Genomic DNA, 18,303 nt, shown 5'->3' on the forward strand with positions numbered 1-18,303 from the left:
CGCCGCCGGCAACGCCTTGGATCCTGTTTTTGTCGCAAAAGCCCCTGCGTTGGAGAATGCAGACGCAATGTGCGCTCCGATGAACGATTGTTCCTGCGCACAATGGTTGGGCGGATCGAGCCCGGGCGGCCGAGCTCATGTGAGACATTTGTTCTCTTACCGGGTGAAAATGATGGCTAACGCCTGACTTTCTCACCGCTCCCAGTTCGCAGGCTGTCCTGGCAGCTACATCGAAGAAGGGTCTCGAGCTTCAAGATCAAGGGCAGTGCCTTTTGACTTAACGCAAAGACAGAGCAGAGGATATCCGTCAGCCTCATAGCCTATCAGCGCGGAAAGGTAAGCGTTGCAGACCTCACTCCTAAACAAGTATTGCGATGCTCGCCTGCCCTGGTACACCATCTACCCAACGGTACCGGATTTCTCTGCTGCGGTCGGCGCCACGACCTGTGAGGCGTGGTTGCGGCGGCTGCCGCCTGACGAATCCGTATCGCTCTACCTTCACGTTCCGTTCTGTCGGTCGATCTGCTGGTATTGCGGCTTCCCAACAAGCCTCACTCACAGCGAGCGGCCGATTCGCAATTACCTGCTGACGGTACGTGAGGAAATTCGTCTGGTCACAGAGCAAACACCTCACGGTCTTCCGGTGAGCGACCTGCATTTCGGCGGCGGCACGCCGACTACTATCCCACCGGCCGATTTCTTGGCTCTGATGGAGCTGCTGCGCCGCTGCTTCGCGTTCAGCAAATCGACCGCGCTCGCCGTCGAGATCGACCCCCGCGCGTTCACGGCCGAGATGGCGGAAACCTTGGGATTAGCGGGCGTCAGCCGCGCGAGCATCGGCGTGCAAAGCTTCGATCCCGTAGTTCAAAGGGCGGTCAACCGTCTCCAAAGCGAAGCGCAGGTCGCTTTTGCAGTCGAACGCCTTCGCCAACATGGAATAAGCCGTATCAATTTCGACCTGCTCTTCGGATTGCCGCATCAGACCGTGCAATCCTGCGTGAACTCAGCGCAGACGGCTTTGACCATGCGGCCCGACCGACTTGCGGTGTTCGGCTACGCCCATGTTCCCTCCTACATGAAACGTCAGCGCCAGATCGACGAGACAGCGCTGCCCGACAATGTAGCGCGCGCCGAGCAAGCTGCAGCCATGGCAGATACGCTGGTCTCCGCCGGATATCGCCAAATCGGGCTCGACCATTTTGCCCTCCCGGACGACGAGCTCGCGCACACGCAGAAAACCGGCCGGCTGCGCCGCAACTCGCTGGGCTATTCGGCCGATACGTGTAACACAGTGATCGGCTTTGGTCCGTCAGCCATCGGCCGTCTGCGCGATGGTTACGTGCAGAACGAGACGGCAACCAGTTCCTATGGCCGACAGATTAGTGCTGGCCATCTGGCAACTTCGAAGGGCCACTGCCTCACCGCCGAAGATCGCCTTCGGGCCGCAATCATCGAGCGGCTGATGTGTGACTTGCAGGCCGACGTGCCGGCAATCTGCGCCGCCCACGGATTTGCTCCGATGCCCTTTCTCGGTTCAGCTGACCGTCTGGGAATGCTTGCCGAAGACGGGATACTGGACATCGAAGAGGGTTTCCTCCGAGTCAAACCAGAGCACCGTTTTGTCATTCGCGCTGTTGCTGCCGCGTTCGACGCTTACCTCGACCGCGCCCCCTATTAGCAGGCCACGGATATGCGCATCGCGAAGGAGCGCACGGCTTAATCAAAGCGGGAGGGTTGGTCCGATTGACTGCGCTATAGCTGGCGCGGAACAACAGGCATGGTGGCAAAAACGCGGCCTTTCGACGTCAAGGCGCGCTTGCCTTTGGTGCTGCGATCACCGGCGCCCCTCCAACGGAAACAGGTCCTTGTGGTGTGGACTGCCCGAGCCGTTTCTTGGCCCGGCTCGAAGCAGCCTGGGCGGACGGCGGGGCGGAAACGGAAGGCGTAGAAGTGACAGGCGCTGAATTCTGCAGGGAATCAAACCTCGAAGTCAGCGCGGTGATCTGATCTAAGATCTCTTTGAGCTCCTCCCGCTGAGCATCGATCCGGCGGTTCAGTTCTGCGATCTCGTCGCTAGCCTTCTGCTGTGCCCATTTTATCTCGGACAGGGAAGCCCTGTCATCCAGTGACGTGCTCATCGTTGAAGCGATTTGGTGGGCTTCCGGCGTCCCGACAAATTCTTCGGAGTCGGCCCAAAGCCAAGCGCCAGCCGCACTGGAGCTGACGAGGACAAGGAGAAGCACCAAAACTCGGAAAATGCCTCGCGACGGCCCTCGCAAGAGCGGTCGTAAATCCAAAGCAACCGCATCGTCAATCATCACCATCGCGCCTCGTCCAGCATTCCTCTTTCGACCGGTTTGCTTCGCCGATCCGAGGGCTTGCGGTGTTCGCGCGCTCCAGAGGTCCCGACTGTCGATATTGTCATATTCGCGGTCCTCCTCGACCGCTTGCCCATTTGCTTCCTGCGCGCCTTGAAGGACCTGCAGCTTCACTCAAGACGCGCCGCTTAAGCGACGGCTGAGCCTCAATTCCTCTTAGGGAGGGCAACCATTGCGCACGATCAACTACCAATCTCAGCAGGTTGATTGAGATCACGGGCACATGCCAAGCGGGACCAATGAAAGCCGCGCACGGGAAGGACCCATAATGCAAGACAGATTCGGCGGTGCCAGCGGCCCTTACCGAGCGAGCTGCTCGCCCGCCTCCACCAAAGCCGCTCGAAGGCTCTTTCGTCCATTCATCTGGGACCACCAGGATGGACGTCGTCGTGCGATCTGCGAGCGCAGACATTCCAGAGGCAGCTGGTCGCAGATCCAGTCGATTGTCTGGCGCATCACAAAACTCCATGAACCCGTGCCTCGTGCACCACGAGATTTGCTTCCTGGTGCTTACCCCTTCGTCAGTAAAGGGATCTTCCCGCAAGGTACCCGCCAACGCCGGCCTGCTCTGTCCCGGGGCGAGCAGCCTGGCTGTGTTCATAAAGTGAGGGCGGGGGTAAAGGCACTCGTCCTCAACCTCTTGCCGCACCGGCGCGCACTGCTCTCTTTCGGCGCTCCGGCCTGATGCGCAAGTTAATTGCAGAGCAGATCATCTGCTGCCTCTTCGGAAGTGAAAGTGTTGGGATGCCACTCTCGGCCAATCAGCGACAGTTCTTTCCAATCATAACCGGCTGACACGGACCTGAAGTACGCTATGCGTGATTGGTTTCTTGCGGCGACGTCGCTTCGAACGTCTTCGGCCGCCTTGGCATCTGTTTTCACGTTTCGGCCAATCGGCAAGCGATGCAGACGTGCTGTCGCAGTTTCGCTGGCGGCTTGCCTGTTCGGCAACGCCGCGCGGGCACAAACCGGTGACGAGTTCGATCCCGGGAACGACGCTGTAGATCAAGCCAGCGAAAGGAGACAAGCTTCCGGTCCGGCGACAAAGTTGCGGACAGAGATGATGCGTCAAGCAATCCAGCCTCGGCGCCCATCGTCTGCGGCACGTGCCGATAAGTCTTTTGAAAAGCGCAGCGGTGTCGATAGATTTGCTCAGACGCGAGCGCAAAAGCCCATCGATCCCTTCGCCAGGTACGACAATCTGCGTGAAAAAGGGCTGTGGCTCGCCATTCCTGGTCCTGCAGATACGATTGATCAGGAGAACGGCGGCGTTCGGTCCGCGCTGGCAGATGTCGGCATTGGCTATATCGGTTGGACACACAACGCTTTTGTAGATAATCAGCTGCCGAATGCAGCGAGAAGCCCAATCGCAAACCAGCTTTACATGGGCCAGAACCCGACCTTCGCTTCGGCGAACTTCTTGATCGTCACTTACGATCTCAGCCGATTTGGCATTCCCGATGGCCAGATTGTCGTCGGAGCCGAACAGCAATACTGGACGTGGGATCGCCCGGGGCCTGACAGAGTGGGGCTCAACACACTCGCCTACTACCAGACTTTCCTCGATAGGAAACTCGAACTCAAACTTGGTTACCTGAGAAACCAGAATGAGTTTACCGGCACATTGTTCGGAGGGATGACCGGATCGAACATGTTCGCCTTGATCCAGGCAGGGGTGAGCACCAATGCTGCGCCCACGCCGGCGGTCAACCTGAAGTACAATTTTGACGATCGCTTCTACAACAAGATTTCACTCCAGCGCTCAATCAGTCCGGATGGTCCCTATACCGAGATCAAGGAGAACCCCGCCGGCTTGAACTGGAGTACGGCCAATGCGGGGACGCTTCTTGTCGACGAGATCGGCTACAGGAGCAAGGCCGCTCCTGGATCACCCGACACATGGCTGCGTGCCGGCACTGGTTTCAACACCAGCCGCTACAAAAATTTGGCGGACCCGGATCAACAGCGAGTGAGCGGCAACAATTTTCAGTACATCGCTGCGGACCGGCAATTTTGGCAAACTGATGCCACTGGGTCGCCATCTCGCGGACTCTATGGCGGATTCTCTGTCATGGCAGCTCCGCCTGACCTCAACAGGATCAGCCAGTATTACGAGCTTCGTCTTTATACGAAAGGGCCGTTTGATAGTCGCCCCAAGGATCTGGTTGCGCTCGTCGCCAGCAACACGACCTGGAGCAAGTTTGCCGTGGATGCTGCCTTGGCTAAAGGCCAGCTTGCGCATCGCGATACACTAGCGATCACGGGCACATATACTGCCCATCTCGCCCCGGGCATCTATGCAAGCGCCGGACTGTCATATATCCACAACCCGACAAGCGTCACACATACTCTTCACACCGAGCACGCCCTCAATCTGCTGGTGTCTACGCTGGTTTTCTTCTGATTATGGCAAGCGCCGTTCTGCTGCCACCTTCGCGTGCCCCCGGAAAGCGGAACTCTGCGATCTGCTTGCAGGATCGGTCCTGCATCTGCGTTTGATGAGCCGGTTACACCGGATGTAAAGGGACACCAGCTGTAAGTGATTGCGCAAAATGGACGACGTTAGGTCTGTAGGGACGATCGAGGGGATTGCCGAGAAGAGGCTGATATCGAACGCCGTCATTTCCGGGATTGGCCAACGCCAATAACCTCCAGTACGGCACCTTAACCACGTCAGGTTCTCGAAAGCTTGCCCGACTAGGCAGACCTGTTCAGGTGATCCTGGAGGAGAGGTTAGCGTGGACCCGCAAGATTTCGACCCGTCTAACGTGCCAGCTTGGCCGCAGGTGCAGCACGACGTCTCGAAAGAGCTGCAGACGAGCCAAGCCGGACAAGAAGGCTTTGAGCAGCACTTGGCTGAGACAAGGCAGTCCGAACCTGCGTCCGTCGGCGCTGGAGGCTCCTATCCCCATCTATCTGCTGAAGACCGCGACCTTATCGACAGAGCGATTGCTCAATATAAGGCTCAGAAGGACCTACAACCGAACACGGTCAAGCTTTATACTCAGGCACTTTGTCGACTGGCGAATGATCTCCGCCGCCGTGGCCAAACGACTAACCTAAGGGACCACCAGTCCCTGGTTATTCACCTAGATACTTACTTTCCGAAAGACGCCCTCATGAAGACAGGCGTAGGCGTGCTTCGTGCATTTCATGATTCCGGTCATTCGGTTTCTCGCGGGCGACCGCGCCCGCTCCCCCCAGCGAACGACGCATCTAACGATGGCCAGCAATCCCCGGATGAAGCGATGGATCCACGTGCCCGGAGCAATCTCCTGGCAAGCGAGGAGGCCGCCATCAATCATGAACCTGACACAGCTCAATCGAGAGCAGCGAAAAGACGGAGGACGCTGAACGATCTGGAAGAAGTTCAAGTATATCGGAAACCGAGCGCAAGCACCACTTCCGGAGGAAGTGGCGGAGCAATGCCGGTCGCCTCAACGGGCGTCATAATCCGGGGTCAGTGGGACAGACGGCCTCTCTATCCCGAGGATGCTACCGATATCTTCAGGCTTGAGGAGGCGCTTATTGAGGGCGGGATGGCTGCCGTTACGGCGAAGCAGCATGCAGGTTCTCTTATTGGCTATAGCCGTTGGCTCTTCGCAAAAAACAAACCAAGCATTGTTGCTCGGCTAGACGGCAAATCGCTGAGCGATGGCAGTGACATGCGCGAGTTCAGCGGTGCCTCTAATAGCGACAGACTTGCTAGAGCATTAGAGCATCTGCGGACCTTTCGGTCGACGGGGGCCGTCGTGCCCATCGTGCGTCCAGGGCGTACTCGCGCTAAGCTCAATCCTTCCCCTCAGAACGTGCCGCTCATCAATCCCGAAGGCGCTTTACTGACAGAACCGACACGCATCGACATCGCCGCTGCGCAGCACCGCGCGTCGTACGAAGCTGATCGGCAAGAGGAGCATCAGGAGGGACACGACAATCAACCTGTCCCGTCGGCTCTCCTCGAAGGACAGGTCGCGGTCGAGCCGGAGCAGCTTCCTCAGGAGCAGCAGCTTCGGCGCTTGTGGGACGATCTTGATGACCAAGCTATCCCCTCGCCAGTTTCCCTACCTTCAGAGGAGCTTCAGCAACTGGAAATGGAATTGGGTAACGAGCTTCAGCGGCAATCGGAGGATCCCCCCGCCCCCTCGTTTTCCTTTGATCCAGTAGAGTTTATCATTGATCCAGACCAGTTCTCTCCAGCGGAGTTTCGGCGACTGCTCGAAGATGAAGACGCACAGGAGCTTACCGAGGGGCGAGATGATCAACCCGCCATCTCGGCTTTCATCCAGGAGCAAGTCGCATCCGATTCGGAGCGGCTCCCTCAGGCAGATCTTCGGCGAGTACTGGATCATCTCGATGATCAACCCAGCGACTCGCCAGTCTCCGTCCCTCCAGAGGAGCTGCGGCAACTGGAAAAGGACTTGCATGACGACCTTCACGGACCACGAGGCGATCACTTCGTCCCTTCGATGTCGATTGACCCGCCGGATGGTCAAGCCGTGCCGCGGGTTTTCGTCCAACAGTTCGTTGGGTTCGATCAAGCATCGACTCCTCCGGAGGAGCTTCGGCGACTGGAAAAGCAATTGTATGACGAGCTCCACGGACTAACAGACGATCATCCTGCCCTGCCGTTCTCGATCGATCCGGAAGAATTTGCTCTTGATCGAGAGCCGTTCTCTCCAGGGATGCTTCAGGGACTGCTCGGCGATCAATACGTACGGGAGCATACCGACGGGCGAGATGATCAACCCGCCGGGTCTGCTTTTACTCAGGAGCAAGTCGCATTGGATTCAGAGCAGCCGCGGGGGGGGGAGCTTCGACTGGCCTTTGATCATCTCGATGATCAACCCACCCGCTCCAAAGGAGCTTCAGTAAATGGAAAAGGACTTGCATGACGACCTTCATGGACTACGAGGCGATCACTTCGCCCTTCGGTCTCGATTGATCCAGAAGGGTTTTTGGCGCAGTCCACTCCAGGGGAGCTTCGGCAACTGCATGATGATGAGTAAGTAGTGGAAAAGGCGAGATGGTCAGACCTCCCGTCCTCATTCGTCCAGGTGCACGTCTCATTGAATGCAAGGCGGAGCTCTCAGGCGAGGACCTGCGGCAAGTGCTGGAAGATCGGGATAACAAATCATCTCGGCCAGTCTGCGGCTAGCGCAACGAACTCGTCAGCGACACGATGCTCGCTAACCTGGAGCTAAGCGAGTCCCGCAAAGTGCTATAGTCGTTTATTCGATCGACCGGCAGCAACTGATAGGCGCTCGGATACGTAAAGAAGCAATCGGACATAATCGATGCGCAGGCTGCGGAATACGAAAGCGGACGACGAAAAATCCCCGCAGCCCCTCCGCCAAGCGATATCCCAAAGAAGCCGAGTCCTACAGGAACTGACGATGGTTTCCGGACCGAAGCACATGTCCTCGTTCGGCAATCGCTGGAAGACATTAATACCCTGACCGCTCCCAAGCCGACCAAGGATGTCACCGGAGCGCAGTTCTCCGACAACCGTGACAACGTGTCATTCAACACCGTTTGGTCGGCTCGCGGTGTTGTCGTCGTACCAATCTACGGCCACTACGGTCCTCTAAAGGAAGAAGATCGATACTCAGTTCGTCCGGCTTTCGCCTTAGCGCCCTATATCTCTTTCGACAAGGTATCGAATTCAAACGCTTCCCAAGTATCGTCCAACGTCAACAATCTTTCCTTCGGCTTGGTATCTGAGACTGTGCTCGCGAACGTCGGCAAGGAAAAACCGACGGATCATTATTTTCGGCTCAAAGGGGGCGTAAACACCGACTTTGAAGGGGCGCTGAAGTCGACTTACTTGCGAGGGGAATGGGAGCCAGTCAGCACAGCGAACTTCATCAACGCGCCTTATCCGCTATTTAACTTCAACGTGGTGCCGTTGTACAAATTGCGCGCCGACTATATGAGCCAGGCTGGCAAGATCACGCAGCCGGTTTTTACTGATCACAGCCAAGCCCTTCGCGTTGGCCCTCGAGTTGGACTTGAGATCCAGCCGGTCTCTGGGCTTGGCCTGTGGCCATCGTGGTTTGAGAATTTCAACCTGGTCGCCAGCTACAGCTTCCTTCAGGACGCTCTGTCGCCACGGAATTACTATCTTTTCGATTCCACGGTGACTTACAATATCGACAAGGATGGAAACTACGCTGTTTCTGGCAACTACCGGCGAGGTCGCCTCGACGAAACTGGCGCGAGAGTCGACCAAATCATGCTAGGTTTCGCCATCAAACTAAACGATCTCCCTTCCGTTACGGGCCAATAGCTGTTGCGCTCGAATTCACATGGAGTAGTGAATGATCGCCGAAGTACTCGACAGAGATTTCGTGCTGAAACAACTCGAGATCGTGCGAGATTTTCTCGGCGGTGGTGGCAGGCGTGGCGGTGACGTCGACACACCTCCAGTCCAAGTCTCAGACGACGACTTGAAAGCGGCAGCCGCTGAGATTGACCGATCATTGGCAGCTGAGGCGGCGGCTCCTTCCGGCCCTCGAGCCTCGGATATCCCACCTTCTGGTAGGCGTGGTGACGATCCATCGCCATTGGCCAATCGGGCATTTATCAGCAGCGATCCCGTTTTGAGCATCACGCAGAGCGCACTTGAGCGATACATTGCACACAAGAATGCCTCCACCGTCGACCAACCGGGTACAGGGCGTCGAGGCGATGGTGGCGACCAGACTGATCCTGTGACCGGGACCCGGATCAACCGGCGCATCTTCGATCAGTTCTCGGTTACGGACCCAGGCTGGGTTAGCTCATTGATCGCAATGGGCATCCAGAAGTTCAAAAATCCACGTGCATTCAATGCAACGTCGGCTCCAGCCCTTGAGATGAAGGATCGTTGTCGCCTGGTAATCGTTGGAGACTGGGGAAGCGGTCTTCCTCGCGCACAAGCCACAGCTGTCGCCATGCGCAAGTACGTTGACGAATGCCTGGCCAGCGACATCGATTGCCATGTCATACACCTTGGCGATGTGTATTACTCGGGCTGGGACTTCGAATATCAAGAGCGATTTCTTCCCTATTGGCCCGTCCACAAATCAGAGCAGACCCGGATTGGCTCGTGGAGCCTCAACGGCAACCACGACATGTACTCCGGAGGCTATGGCTACTACGATACCCTGCTTGCCGATCCCCGCTTTGCCAAACAAGCCAAATCGAGCTTCTTCAGGCTCTATAACAAGAACTGGCAGATCCTCGGCCTAGACACGGCTTACGATGACAACGGGCTGCGCGATCCTCAGGCTAAATGGGTTGAAGACACCGTCGGAGCAAACCAGCAGAAGACGATGCTGCTTTCGCATCACCAGTTCTTCAGCGCTTACGAGCCATCTGACACCGTTGGGGCCGTGCTGAGAACCAAATTGAAGCGAGTGCTGGATTCTGGCCGGATCGACGCGGCTCTCTGGGGACATGAGCACCGCTGCATCGCCTACTCTTCACACGGCAAAGTGAGATACCCTCGTTTGATCGGGCATGGCGGCGTTCCCGTCTACATGACGCACGCGGAGGCAGATCCCTACGTTGAGCCGGCGACCTTCGAGGACCGACGCTTCATCGGCAATTGGCCGGAAAAGTGGGCTTACATGGGGTTCGCGGTCTTGGACTTCGATGGGCCCGCACTGACCACAAGGTATATCGACGAAACAGGCTTTCAAACCAAGCAAGAGCAGTTCAGTTAAACATGATGCAACCCATGGCACAGGCGCTCGCCATCACCGAATTGCGTTTTTCGGAAGCGGTCGCGACTTTTAGTTCAGGGGCTTTCCAGTCGGCACTGGCGGTGTTCGAGCCATTTGAAGCCGCCGACGACTGGTTCGTGAAGGCTTACCCCTACCTGCACGAGCTGCGCCTACACTTAATGACGGAACTCCCACCGGACGAACGTGCAAAAGTCAAAGAGGCCGATAGTGCGGCCCTGCTTCGCTTCAATAGGCTTCAAAACGATCCACCAATACCGGTTATACCGGACGGCGGTGTGGTTCGAGGCGGTCGATACGACCCCGGGTTTGATCCCCACAGCGGCGAACTCGAGGTGGACTTCGACACTGATAGTGTGCCTCGCCCCGGAGGCATACCCGACGGTGGTGCAAGCAGGCGGAGGGGCGCCTGGTACCACCATTTTGATCAGGGTGGCGGACAGGACGGCGGAGGTATTGGCGGCCGTAGTCCGCGCACTGAAAGACGCGACGATGGGCCGACAGCGGTTGAAGAAGCCAGCCCAACAGCTCCACAACCGGTCATCACAGTCAAGAGAACGCCTCATGTTGGCGTCGACAAGGATCTTCCATTACAGCCCGGCACCGAATTCAACATCGACGTCTACCTTGATTCGTCCGCCCCCTTGGCCGGCGAAACTTCTCGCGCCGTCGAGGCCGCGGCGGGAAGCACGGTACTGGCTACGTTCTTTACGAGCAGCCACTTCCGATTGAAGGGAGCCGCCAATGTAAGTTTCGTGCTGCGGCGGGAAGATCTCCGTATTGCTCTTCCGCCGATCGAAGCGATCGTCGAGCCCATGGAATCCTGGACAGATGGGATCGCCTTCATTGGGGTCAACTTCTTTGTGGACGCCAGATCCGTCGGCCAAGTCACGCGAACGATTGAAGTTGCAGGACACACCATCCCGGAGTCGCCGCCCGCCAACGACACCCTTGTCGTTCCGATGAACGGCGCTCCCGTTGCCGATTTGACGGTGACAATCACGGCTGACCCGAGCCGAGATGGGCGATCGTTCTGGTGCTTCGTAAGCACTCCGCATCTGGAGAAGTATCGGGCGCCAATTACCGGACCCTGGAATCTTCAGAGCACTACTCAGCAACTCGTCAACGGCTTTATGGGGCGCTTCACGGCAGCCGGTACGCCGCGAGCGCAACTGATCGCCGAGCTGAAGGGCGTTGGCGCCATTCTGTTTGACTCCTCACCGGAAATCTTCCGCGAGGTGTTCTGGGCATTGATCGACGCGAAGGCGCCGCTGAGGACGATCGCGATCGTCAGCGCTGAGCCTTTCATTCCTTGGGAACTCATGATTCCCAACAGGGCGGTTCCGACTTTCTCAAGACGGCTCCCACTCGGAGTTGAGTTCGAGATCGGTCGATGGACGGACGAGAAGACGGTCGCCCCCGCCTGGTCCCTGCGCTTAACGGATTCCTCCATCATAGCGCCCGCCTATACGGGCACGATGATCCTCAAGAACTCCCTGAATGAAGCAAATATGGTCGTCGAGCAGTATCCCGGCGACATCATTCGCCCTGCTTCGTTCGAGAGCGTCGGAAAGGAGTTAGGGACTGTTTCCCGCTCCCTTATCCATTTTATCTGCCACGGCAAGGATACTGCCGCGGGCATCCAGTGTATTCGGCTGGACAACAACGAAGAACTCAGCTCGTCCAACATCCTCGGCATTGACGGATTAGGGGAGCTCTTCGCTCAGACCCGCCCCGTCATCTTTCTGAACGCTTGTGAGATCGGACGCATCATACCTTCTCTGGTCGGATTGGGAGGCTTTGTCGCGTCCTTCATCAAGCTCGGCGCAACTGCGGTTATTGCACCGCTATGGAGCGTCGAAGACACGATCGCGCACGAGATCGCCACTTTATTTTACCAGGAAATCAAACAGAATCCGGGCCAGACCGTCGCCCAGATTTTTAGGAAAGTGCGCGCGAAGGGATACGATCCAGCTTCGGGGCGCGACACGTACGTGGCCTACTGCTTTTACGGCGACCCCAGCGCTAGAGTTGCAATTGCCGGCACGTAGTCGTCGAGAAGACACAGCATGAAACCATGGAGATTTAGTCTCGCTCGCAGGTCACGATGACGGTTCTGGATGAGTATCCATTCCCTGCCGGTGAATGCGCGCGCAGGAGTCAATGAGGTGATGATCTCACTGTATCCGAGCAATTTGGATAGCAACTTGCGTGCCGATTGACACCCTTGTTCCCGGAAGTCTCTTTCGATGGTGATGTTACCGAAGAGAAAGCGTTCCTAGGTGCCCAAACGATGGCAATCCAATCTGTTCAAGGGTTGCGGACAGCTCCAATCAACGCGATTTCCAAAGCCTCGATCTTCATCTTGAACTCGGCAAGTCGAACTACCAGCGTATTCAGTTCGCGGGAGGTGTACGCGAACTTTGGATACCCCTGAGCATCGAAGTCCTTGAGCGAATAGTACGGCGGCGCCAGAGCCCATCTCCCGTCGAAGCCTCCGAGCCGATCCTCGATGAATGAAGGGAGGAAAATGCTCGGAAACACCACGGAGTGCGCGACCTCGTTCCGTCGCTTGGCGAAGCCTTCGGCCGCGACGCAGATTGCCCGAAATTCGGCTTCTAGCTCCGCAAGATTCCTCGCCGAGAAGAAAGCAGTCGCTGCGGACCGCAGACGATCAAGCCGTTTCCTGAAGGTCACCCCGGTCCCGAATTCCCTGACCATTTCAGCATGTCGTGGACGGCCGAGGCAGACGGAGAACAGCAGGGCCAGCTGAAACTCGACATGCACCCATTGCCCAATTGCTCTACCGAACCATTCGTGAGTGGTGCTCGCGGAGTTATCGCCTCGGCGAGGCAGCGGAAATGGGTCCCACGGATTTGACATCGTTCGCCTTCAAAACCAGACCGCGTTCGCTCGCCAGGTATCGACTAGCTCGGCTTCCACAGGTGCCCACGCGAACCCTGCTTCAACAGCGGCTCGAGTCCGAGCTCCTTGATCACTTCGAGCGACTTTACCCAAGACTTTCCCGGCAGGTGCGGAACCAGCGCGTTGAGGACGCTGCAAATGGCCTTCTTGCCCGCCTCCTCCGTGATGAAATGCCGCTGAGAGGCCGGGACGAGTGCGCGCATGTCATCGAGCATCGTCATCGTCCGCACCTTAGCGAACAGACGCTCCTCGGCGGCCGAGCGATAGATCATCGTGCCCGACATGCCGAGGTAATGCGTCAGCCCCTTCACTACGGCTTCAGGGTCCATCCCATCGAAGTTCTCGAGGGCATGGCCGATGTCGAACACGTCCCTGCCCTTGTCTCGCTGAAGCAGCGCACGCAGTTTGGTCGAGAGTATCTCGTCGATCAGAAACGTCCGGATATCTGCCTTGCCCGAAAACCATGCGCTCTCGATCGCGAACGGCTTGTCGGCGTGATCGAAGTAGGACGCGTGTTCGCGGGTGTTGATCTCAACCTTAAGACGGATGCTCCCGCCGTCGTTCGCGGCAACCTTGTAGATCATCTTGGGCGAATGCATCTTGTGCTGGTAGGAGCCACGACCCAGCCACCCGTCCAGCACGCTGCGCAGCGCGTCGATCGTCGGACCTATCGGCTCCGCCGTCGTCTGCACCAGGTCGATATCCTCCGAGTAGCGGTAGGCGCCGCTGAAGAAGAGCTTGTTGAGGGCCGTGCCGCCGCGGAATGCCAGCCGCGGGCGAAGGAAGTCATCGGAAAAGATCGCGACGAGCGCTCGGCAGATAATCAGATCCTGCTCGACCTGCCGCTCCTCGGGCCAAGGCGTCTTGGCCGCCCATTCAAGGATGTGGGCCTTCGGAATCATAGTCGGTCTCCAGCGGCTTGTGGATTTTTAGCTTCCATCGTCTGTCGATCTGCACCTGCTCCGGATCGCTGCCGGGAGGATCAAAATCGCTCAGTCTGAAGTCCGACTTCATCGCGTGCAGAATACGCTCGGCCAGGTGCGGCTGTCCGACGTGATCGAGAATGTATCCAAGACGTTGCGCCACCGGACGCTCAACGTTTGCGAGCGCGGTGTCGATCTGCTTCTCGTTCATCTGCTCGGCGAGTTCGGCGATCACGGTCGCCGCCGCATCTAGCGTTCCGGCCGCGGCCGGATACCGACATAGATCGAAAGCCGTCAGGGTTGCTCCGGAGACGAGGTACGTCCCTGTATCCGTCGTCCTGATCTCGATCAGCCCGGCATCGGGCCATTCCTTCCGGAAGAACGACCGGATGACGGATCGACCGATCTCGATCTCGGGAAGGCGCTTGTCGCAGACGACCTGGAATTCCATCACCGCCTGATGCGCGGCGCCATGCAGCTCGGCGGCCTTAAGCAGCCCAACGTAGTAGCGGGCGCCCTCGAACTTCATCAGTGGATCGATGATCTGGTTGACCGGCGGTGCGCCGAACACCCGGGCCTGTGGCGGGACGATCACGAAGAAGCCCCGGCGGGGGTGCAGCAGGATGCCGGCGGATTGCGCCCGCCGTGCCGCCGCGAGCACCGCATCCGGAGCCACGCCGAGCGCGGTGACGACCTCGTCCCGGTCAAACGAAAGGCGCCCTTTCGCAAGCATCGATTCTATAAATGCCTTGAGCTTCATGTTTTGCGATCCATGTATGAAAATATACGTTTTTCATCGTTTTTCAACAACGGATCGCAAAATCAGTTCCAAACTGTACTGGGACTTCGCATTTTGCGTATGGAAACAGACGATTTTCGTCACTTTATGTAAACGGATTGCATACAATTAGCATTTCCAGCGCTGTCCCGCGAACGCAACAACACGGCCAACTACCAGATCGCGAGATTGGCGGGTCCCAAGGGATCCGGCGGTCCCTGAAACTTGATGGACGGTTGCCGGTCGCCTGACGAGGTGAGAACCGCAATATGTCAGTGGATGCGTCCTGTTCCATCCTTGCAACCCGTTGGCTGTGCCCTATTTCCCCCGCACGCGCCCTTCTAGGCGGGCGAACCATTTCGGCGAGAGAATCTCGCCACTTGGCCCAGGAGGGCAAGGATGGCGTTGAAGGCTGTCTTCGTCGGCATCGACCGGCATCAGAGTCCGAAGGTGCCGGAGCTTGGCGGAGCGAAGCGCGATGCCACCGCCCTATGGGCGCTGTTTACGGATTCCGTACCCGGTCTCGCGGCACGCCTCCTTGTCGATGAACAGGCGACGCTTTCCGACGTGCGGGACGCGGTCGTCGGTACCTTAAGCGCCGCGACCCCCGACGACATCGTAGTGCTGAGTTTCGCTGGTCATGGCTCTCCCGACGGCAGCCTGATCTTGTATGACACCGAACCGTCCGATCTCCCCGGCACGGCGCTATCGATGACCGTGCTGGCCGAGGCCTTCCGAACCACGAAAGCCAAGATCGTCCTTTGCATCCTCGATTGCTGCTTCAGTGGTCATGCGCCCGCCCGAGTGCTGGAGACGGCCGCCAAGCCACGCAGCGCCTTCGCGCTGACAGGCATCTTCGGTGAGGGCCGGATCCTCCTCGCGGCCTGCGCGCCGACCGAAGCCGCGTGGGAGCAGCCCGGCACTGGTCACGGCCTTCTGACGTACGCGACTATCGAGGCGATGAGCGGCACCGCTGGAGCTCCCATCAGCTTCCCGGAGGTCGCCGGCGAGATCATCCGCTTGGCGCGCGTCGAGGCGACGCGGATCGGTGTGACGCAAACGCCCGTCTTCCTCGGCACAGTGCAGGGCGGACTGGTCTTCCCGGCTCTGACGCGCGGCGCGAACTATGCTGCGGCTTTCCCCGCCATTCCGGTGCGCCAGATCACAGGCTCCTTCTCTGAACTAGCCGACGCAGGCCTGCCGCAGGAGATCGTCGACCAGTGGAAAGTGACGTTCCCGGGCGGCCTGAACGCATTGCAGCTCAAGGCCGTGAACGAGTTCGGCGTGCTCAACGGCAATTCGCTCCTCGTCGTGGCGCCGACCAGCAGCGGCAAGACTCTCGTCGGCGAGCTCGCGGCCATCCGCGCGGTCGCCGCCGGCAAGAAGGCCGTCTTCCTGCTGCCCTACCGCGCGCTGGTGAACGAGAAGTTCGAGGACTTCAGCGCTCGCTTCTCGCCTGCCGGCCTGCGCGTCGTCCGTTGCAGTGGCGATGCCTCCGACGGCATCGGTCCCGTATTGAGCGGACGGTACGACCTTGGTTTTTTCACGTATGAGATGTTCCTCAATCTGGCACTCTCCTCGCCGCGTCTGCTCAATCAGCTCGGTCTGGTCGTGCTGGACGAAGGCCAGTTCATCACCGATCCAAGCCGTGGCATCACCGTCGAATTGATTTTCGCGCTTCTGCTGCGCGCCCGCCAGCGCGGCATCGATCCTCAGCTCGTTGTCCTGTCTGCCGTGATCGGTAACCTCAACAGTTTCGACCGATGGCTCGACCTGCCGTTGCTGACATCGCGCGACCGTCCCGTCCCGCTCATCGAGGGCGTGCTCGACCGGCGCGGCACCTTCCAGTTCGTCGACATCGACGGAACGACAAAGACGGAGACCCTGGTCCCGCCCAGCCACATCGTTCAGCGCCGCGACAAACCGAGCTCGCAGGACGTGATCGTGCCGCTCGCCAAGCAGCTGGTCGGGCAAGGCGAGAAGATCATCGTCTTCCGCAACACGCGCGGCCCCGCACAAGGCTGCGCGCGCTATCTGGCGAATGAGCTGGGACTAGGCCCCGCCACCGACGTTCTCGCCGTCCTACCGACACAGGACCTGACGGCGGCATCCCAGGTCTTGCGCCTTTGCCTCCAAGGGGGCACTGCCTTTCACAACACCAATCTGCTCCGCGCTGAACGCGAGGCCGTCGAGCGCGGATACCGCGCGCAGGGCGGATACCGCGCGGAGGGCGGACAGATCCACGCCCTCGCGGCCACCACCACGCTCGCCGCCGGCATCAACAGCCCGGCCTCGACGGTTATCCTCGCGGAGAACGAGTTCCTTGGGGAGGACGGCCGCCCCTTCACAATCGCCGAGTACAAGAATATGGCCGGCCGCGCCGGCCGGCTCGGCTTCAACGAGACCGGCAAGGCCATCATCCTGGCGGAGACACCGGTCGAACGGGCCCAGCTGTTCCAGAAGTACGTCCTCGGAAGGCCCGAGGACGTCACGTCCTCGTTCAAGCAGCGCGATCTGCCGACCTGGATCCTTCGCCTGCTCAGCCAGGTCCGCGGCGTGCGGGCCGAGGATATCCCAGGACTGCTCGCCAACACCTTCGGCGGTTATTCGGCGTCTCTGGCAAATCCCCACTGGATCCGCCAGACCGAAGGCGACATCGCCGCGCTTGTCGACCGCCTGCTGCAGGCCGGCCTCGCCGAACGCGACGGCGACCTCGTCCGCCTGACGCTGCTCGGTCGCGCCTGCGGATCGTCGTCCCTCGCGTTTGAATCGAGCCTGCGCCTAATCGAGCTGATGCGTCAGCTGGACATCTCGCGCACCGCCCCGGTCACGGTGCTGGGCATCGTCCAGGTGCTCGCCGAGATGGACGCGATCTACACGCCGGTGATGAAGAAGGGCCGCGCCGAGTCCGTCCGCGCCAGCCAGGTCGGACAACGCTACGGGGCCGACATGGCACACTTCCTGCAACGCTACTGCGATGGCGATTTCGAATTCGTTGCGCGGTGCAAGCGCGCAGCCATCCTTTACGACTGGATCGAGGGCGTTCCCGTCGACGAGATCGAGCGACGCTACACAACAAACCTCCGCCAAGGCGTCATCAATTACGGCGACATCGCCCGCATCGCGGACGGCGCGCGCTTCCATCTCCGATCGGCGCACCAGATCCTGTCCGCTCTGTTCCCCGCGCAGCCCGACTTCCTGCTCGCGCTCGACGGGCTCCTCCGCCGCCTCGAGTTCGGTCTTCCTGCCGAGGCATTGGAGCTGATCGGGTTGCCCATTGCCTTGTCTCGCGGTCAGTATCTCGCCCTGTTCTCTGCCGGAGCACGGACCGTCGACGCAGCGCTTTCCTTGAGCCCCGAGACGTTGGAGCGGTGCGTCGGGAAAGCGCCAGCGAAGGCACTCGGCGAGATCGCGCAGGAAAGAGCATCCGCCGCGTAGTCTAAAACCGGGCTGAGCAGGTGTTGCGTGTCTTCAATCGCGAGCCAGCTCCGAACAACAGGGTCGCGAGCCGATCGCACGACTCTGAATGGCTAAAACGGGCCACCGCGTTACACCGCCCAGAATGAACAACCTCT

The 18,303-nt window shown here is 59.0% G+C and carries 11 protein-coding genes; 7 read left to right on the plus strand and 4 right to left on the minus strand.

Translation table 11 applies throughout. The features are described 5' to 3' along the window. The first annotated feature begins 343 nt into the window (after positions 1-343). A complete protein-coding gene (gene hemN / locus J2R80_RS40380) occupies positions 344-1,678 on the plus strand; it encodes an oxygen-independent coproporphyrinogen III oxidase (protein WP_253640622.1) in 1,335 nt (444 codons plus the stop codon). Between the two features lie 127 nt (positions 1,679-1,805). On the opposite strand, the gene J2R80_RS40385 is transcribed toward hemN, so the two are convergent. Continuing rightward, the gene (locus J2R80_RS40385; RefSeq protein ID WP_253640623.1) at positions 1,806-2,492 is read right to left on the minus strand and encodes a hypothetical protein; all 687 of its coding nucleotides are present in this window, start codon (positions 2,490-2,492) and stop codon (positions 1,806-1,808) included. A gap of 700 nt (positions 2,493-3,192) precedes the next feature. Between J2R80_RS40385 and J2R80_RS40390 the strand changes: the two genes are divergently transcribed. The 5 genes from J2R80_RS40390 (at position 3,193) to J2R80_RS40410 (ending at position 12,153) form a co-directional block, all read left to right on the plus strand. Further along, positions 3,193-4,782: a carbohydrate porin gene (locus J2R80_RS40390; RefSeq protein WP_253640624.1), complete on the plus strand. Its 1,590-nt coding sequence runs from the start codon at positions 3,193-3,195 to the stop codon at positions 4,780-4,782. Between the two features lie 334 nt (positions 4,783-5,116). Then, entirely contained in the window at positions 5,117-7,270 is a 2,154-nt protein-coding gene (locus J2R80_RS40395; protein WP_253640625.1) for a hypothetical protein, read from the plus strand. A gap of 623 nt (positions 7,271-7,893) precedes the next feature. After that, a complete protein-coding gene (locus tag J2R80_RS40400; RefSeq protein ID WP_253640626.1) occupies positions 7,894-8,664 on the plus strand; it encodes a hypothetical protein in 771 nt (256 codons plus the stop codon). Positions 8,665-8,695: 31 nt separating this feature from the next. Further along, a complete protein-coding gene (locus J2R80_RS40405) occupies positions 8,696-10,084 on the plus strand; it encodes a metallophosphoesterase (RefSeq protein WP_253640627.1) in 1,389 nt (462 codons plus the stop codon). Positions 10,085-10,098: 14 nt separating this feature from the next. Further along, positions 10,099-12,153 (plus strand): CHAT domain-containing protein, encoded by a 2,055-nt coding sequence (locus tag J2R80_RS40410; protein WP_253640628.1) that lies wholly within the window; start codon positions 10,099-10,101, stop codon positions 12,151-12,153. Between the two features lie 259 nt (positions 12,154-12,412). On the opposite strand, the gene J2R80_RS40415 is transcribed toward J2R80_RS40410, so the two are convergent. The 3 genes from J2R80_RS40415 to J2R80_RS40425 all read right to left on the minus strand — a co-directional run bounded on the left by J2R80_RS40415 (position 12,413) and on the right by J2R80_RS40425 (position 14,710). Continuing rightward, positions 12,413-12,889, minus strand: a complete 477-nt coding sequence (locus tag J2R80_RS40415; RefSeq protein ID WP_253640629.1) for a hypothetical protein — start codon at positions 12,887-12,889, stop codon at positions 12,413-12,415. Positions 12,890-13,029: 140 nt separating this feature from the next. Beyond that, positions 13,030-13,929: a nucleotidyl transferase AbiEii/AbiGii toxin family protein gene (locus J2R80_RS40420; RefSeq protein ID WP_253640630.1), complete on the minus strand. Its 900-nt coding sequence runs from the start codon at positions 13,927-13,929 to the stop codon at positions 13,030-13,032. After that, complete coding sequence (locus J2R80_RS40425; protein ID WP_253640631.1) at positions 13,904-14,710, minus strand: type IV toxin-antitoxin system AbiEi family antitoxin; 807 nt, start codon at positions 14,708-14,710, stop codon at positions 13,904-13,906. The genes J2R80_RS40420 and J2R80_RS40425 overlap by 26 nt, the downstream gene beginning before the upstream one ends. Positions 14,711-15,127: 417 nt before the next feature. Here J2R80_RS40425 and J2R80_RS40430 point away from each other — a divergent pair, with 417 nt between their 5' ends. Beyond that, positions 15,128-18,166, plus strand: a complete 3,039-nt coding sequence (locus J2R80_RS40430) for a DEAD/DEAH box helicase (RefSeq protein WP_253640632.1) — start codon at positions 15,128-15,130, stop codon at positions 18,164-18,166. Positions 18,167-18,303: the final 137 nt, after the last annotated feature.

Origin of the sequence: Bradyrhizobium sp. USDA 4541 (assembly GCF_024171085.1) — a bacterium.
In the GTDB taxonomy this organism is placed as follows: domain Bacteria; phylum Pseudomonadota; class Alphaproteobacteria; order Rhizobiales; family Xanthobacteraceae; genus Bradyrhizobium; species Bradyrhizobium australafricanum.

Excerpts from the sequence above, each read along its gene's own strand:
- J2R80_RS40425 (WP_253640631.1), bottom strand. The coding sequence starts at position 14,710 with ATGAAGCTCAAGGCATTTATAGAATCGATGCTTGCGAAAGGGCGCCTT.
- J2R80_RS40390 (WP_253640624.1), top strand. The coding sequence starts at position 3,193 with ATGCGTGATTGGTTTCTTGCGGCGACGTCGCTTCGAACGTCTTCGGCC.
- J2R80_RS40410 (WP_253640628.1), top strand. The coding sequence starts at position 10,099 with ATGGCACAGGCGCTCGCCATCACCGAATTGCGTTTTTCGGAAGCGGTC.
- J2R80_RS40405 (WP_253640627.1), top strand. The coding sequence starts at position 8,696 with ATGATCGCCGAAGTACTCGACAGAGATTTCGTGCTGAAACAACTCGAG.
- J2R80_RS40430 (WP_253640632.1), top strand. The coding sequence starts at position 15,128 with ATGGCGTTGAAGGCTGTCTTCGTCGGCATCGACCGGCATCAGAGTCCG.
- J2R80_RS40420 (WP_253640630.1), bottom strand. The coding sequence starts at position 13,929 with ATGATTCCGAAGGCCCACATCCTTGAATGGGCGGCCAAGACGCCTTGG.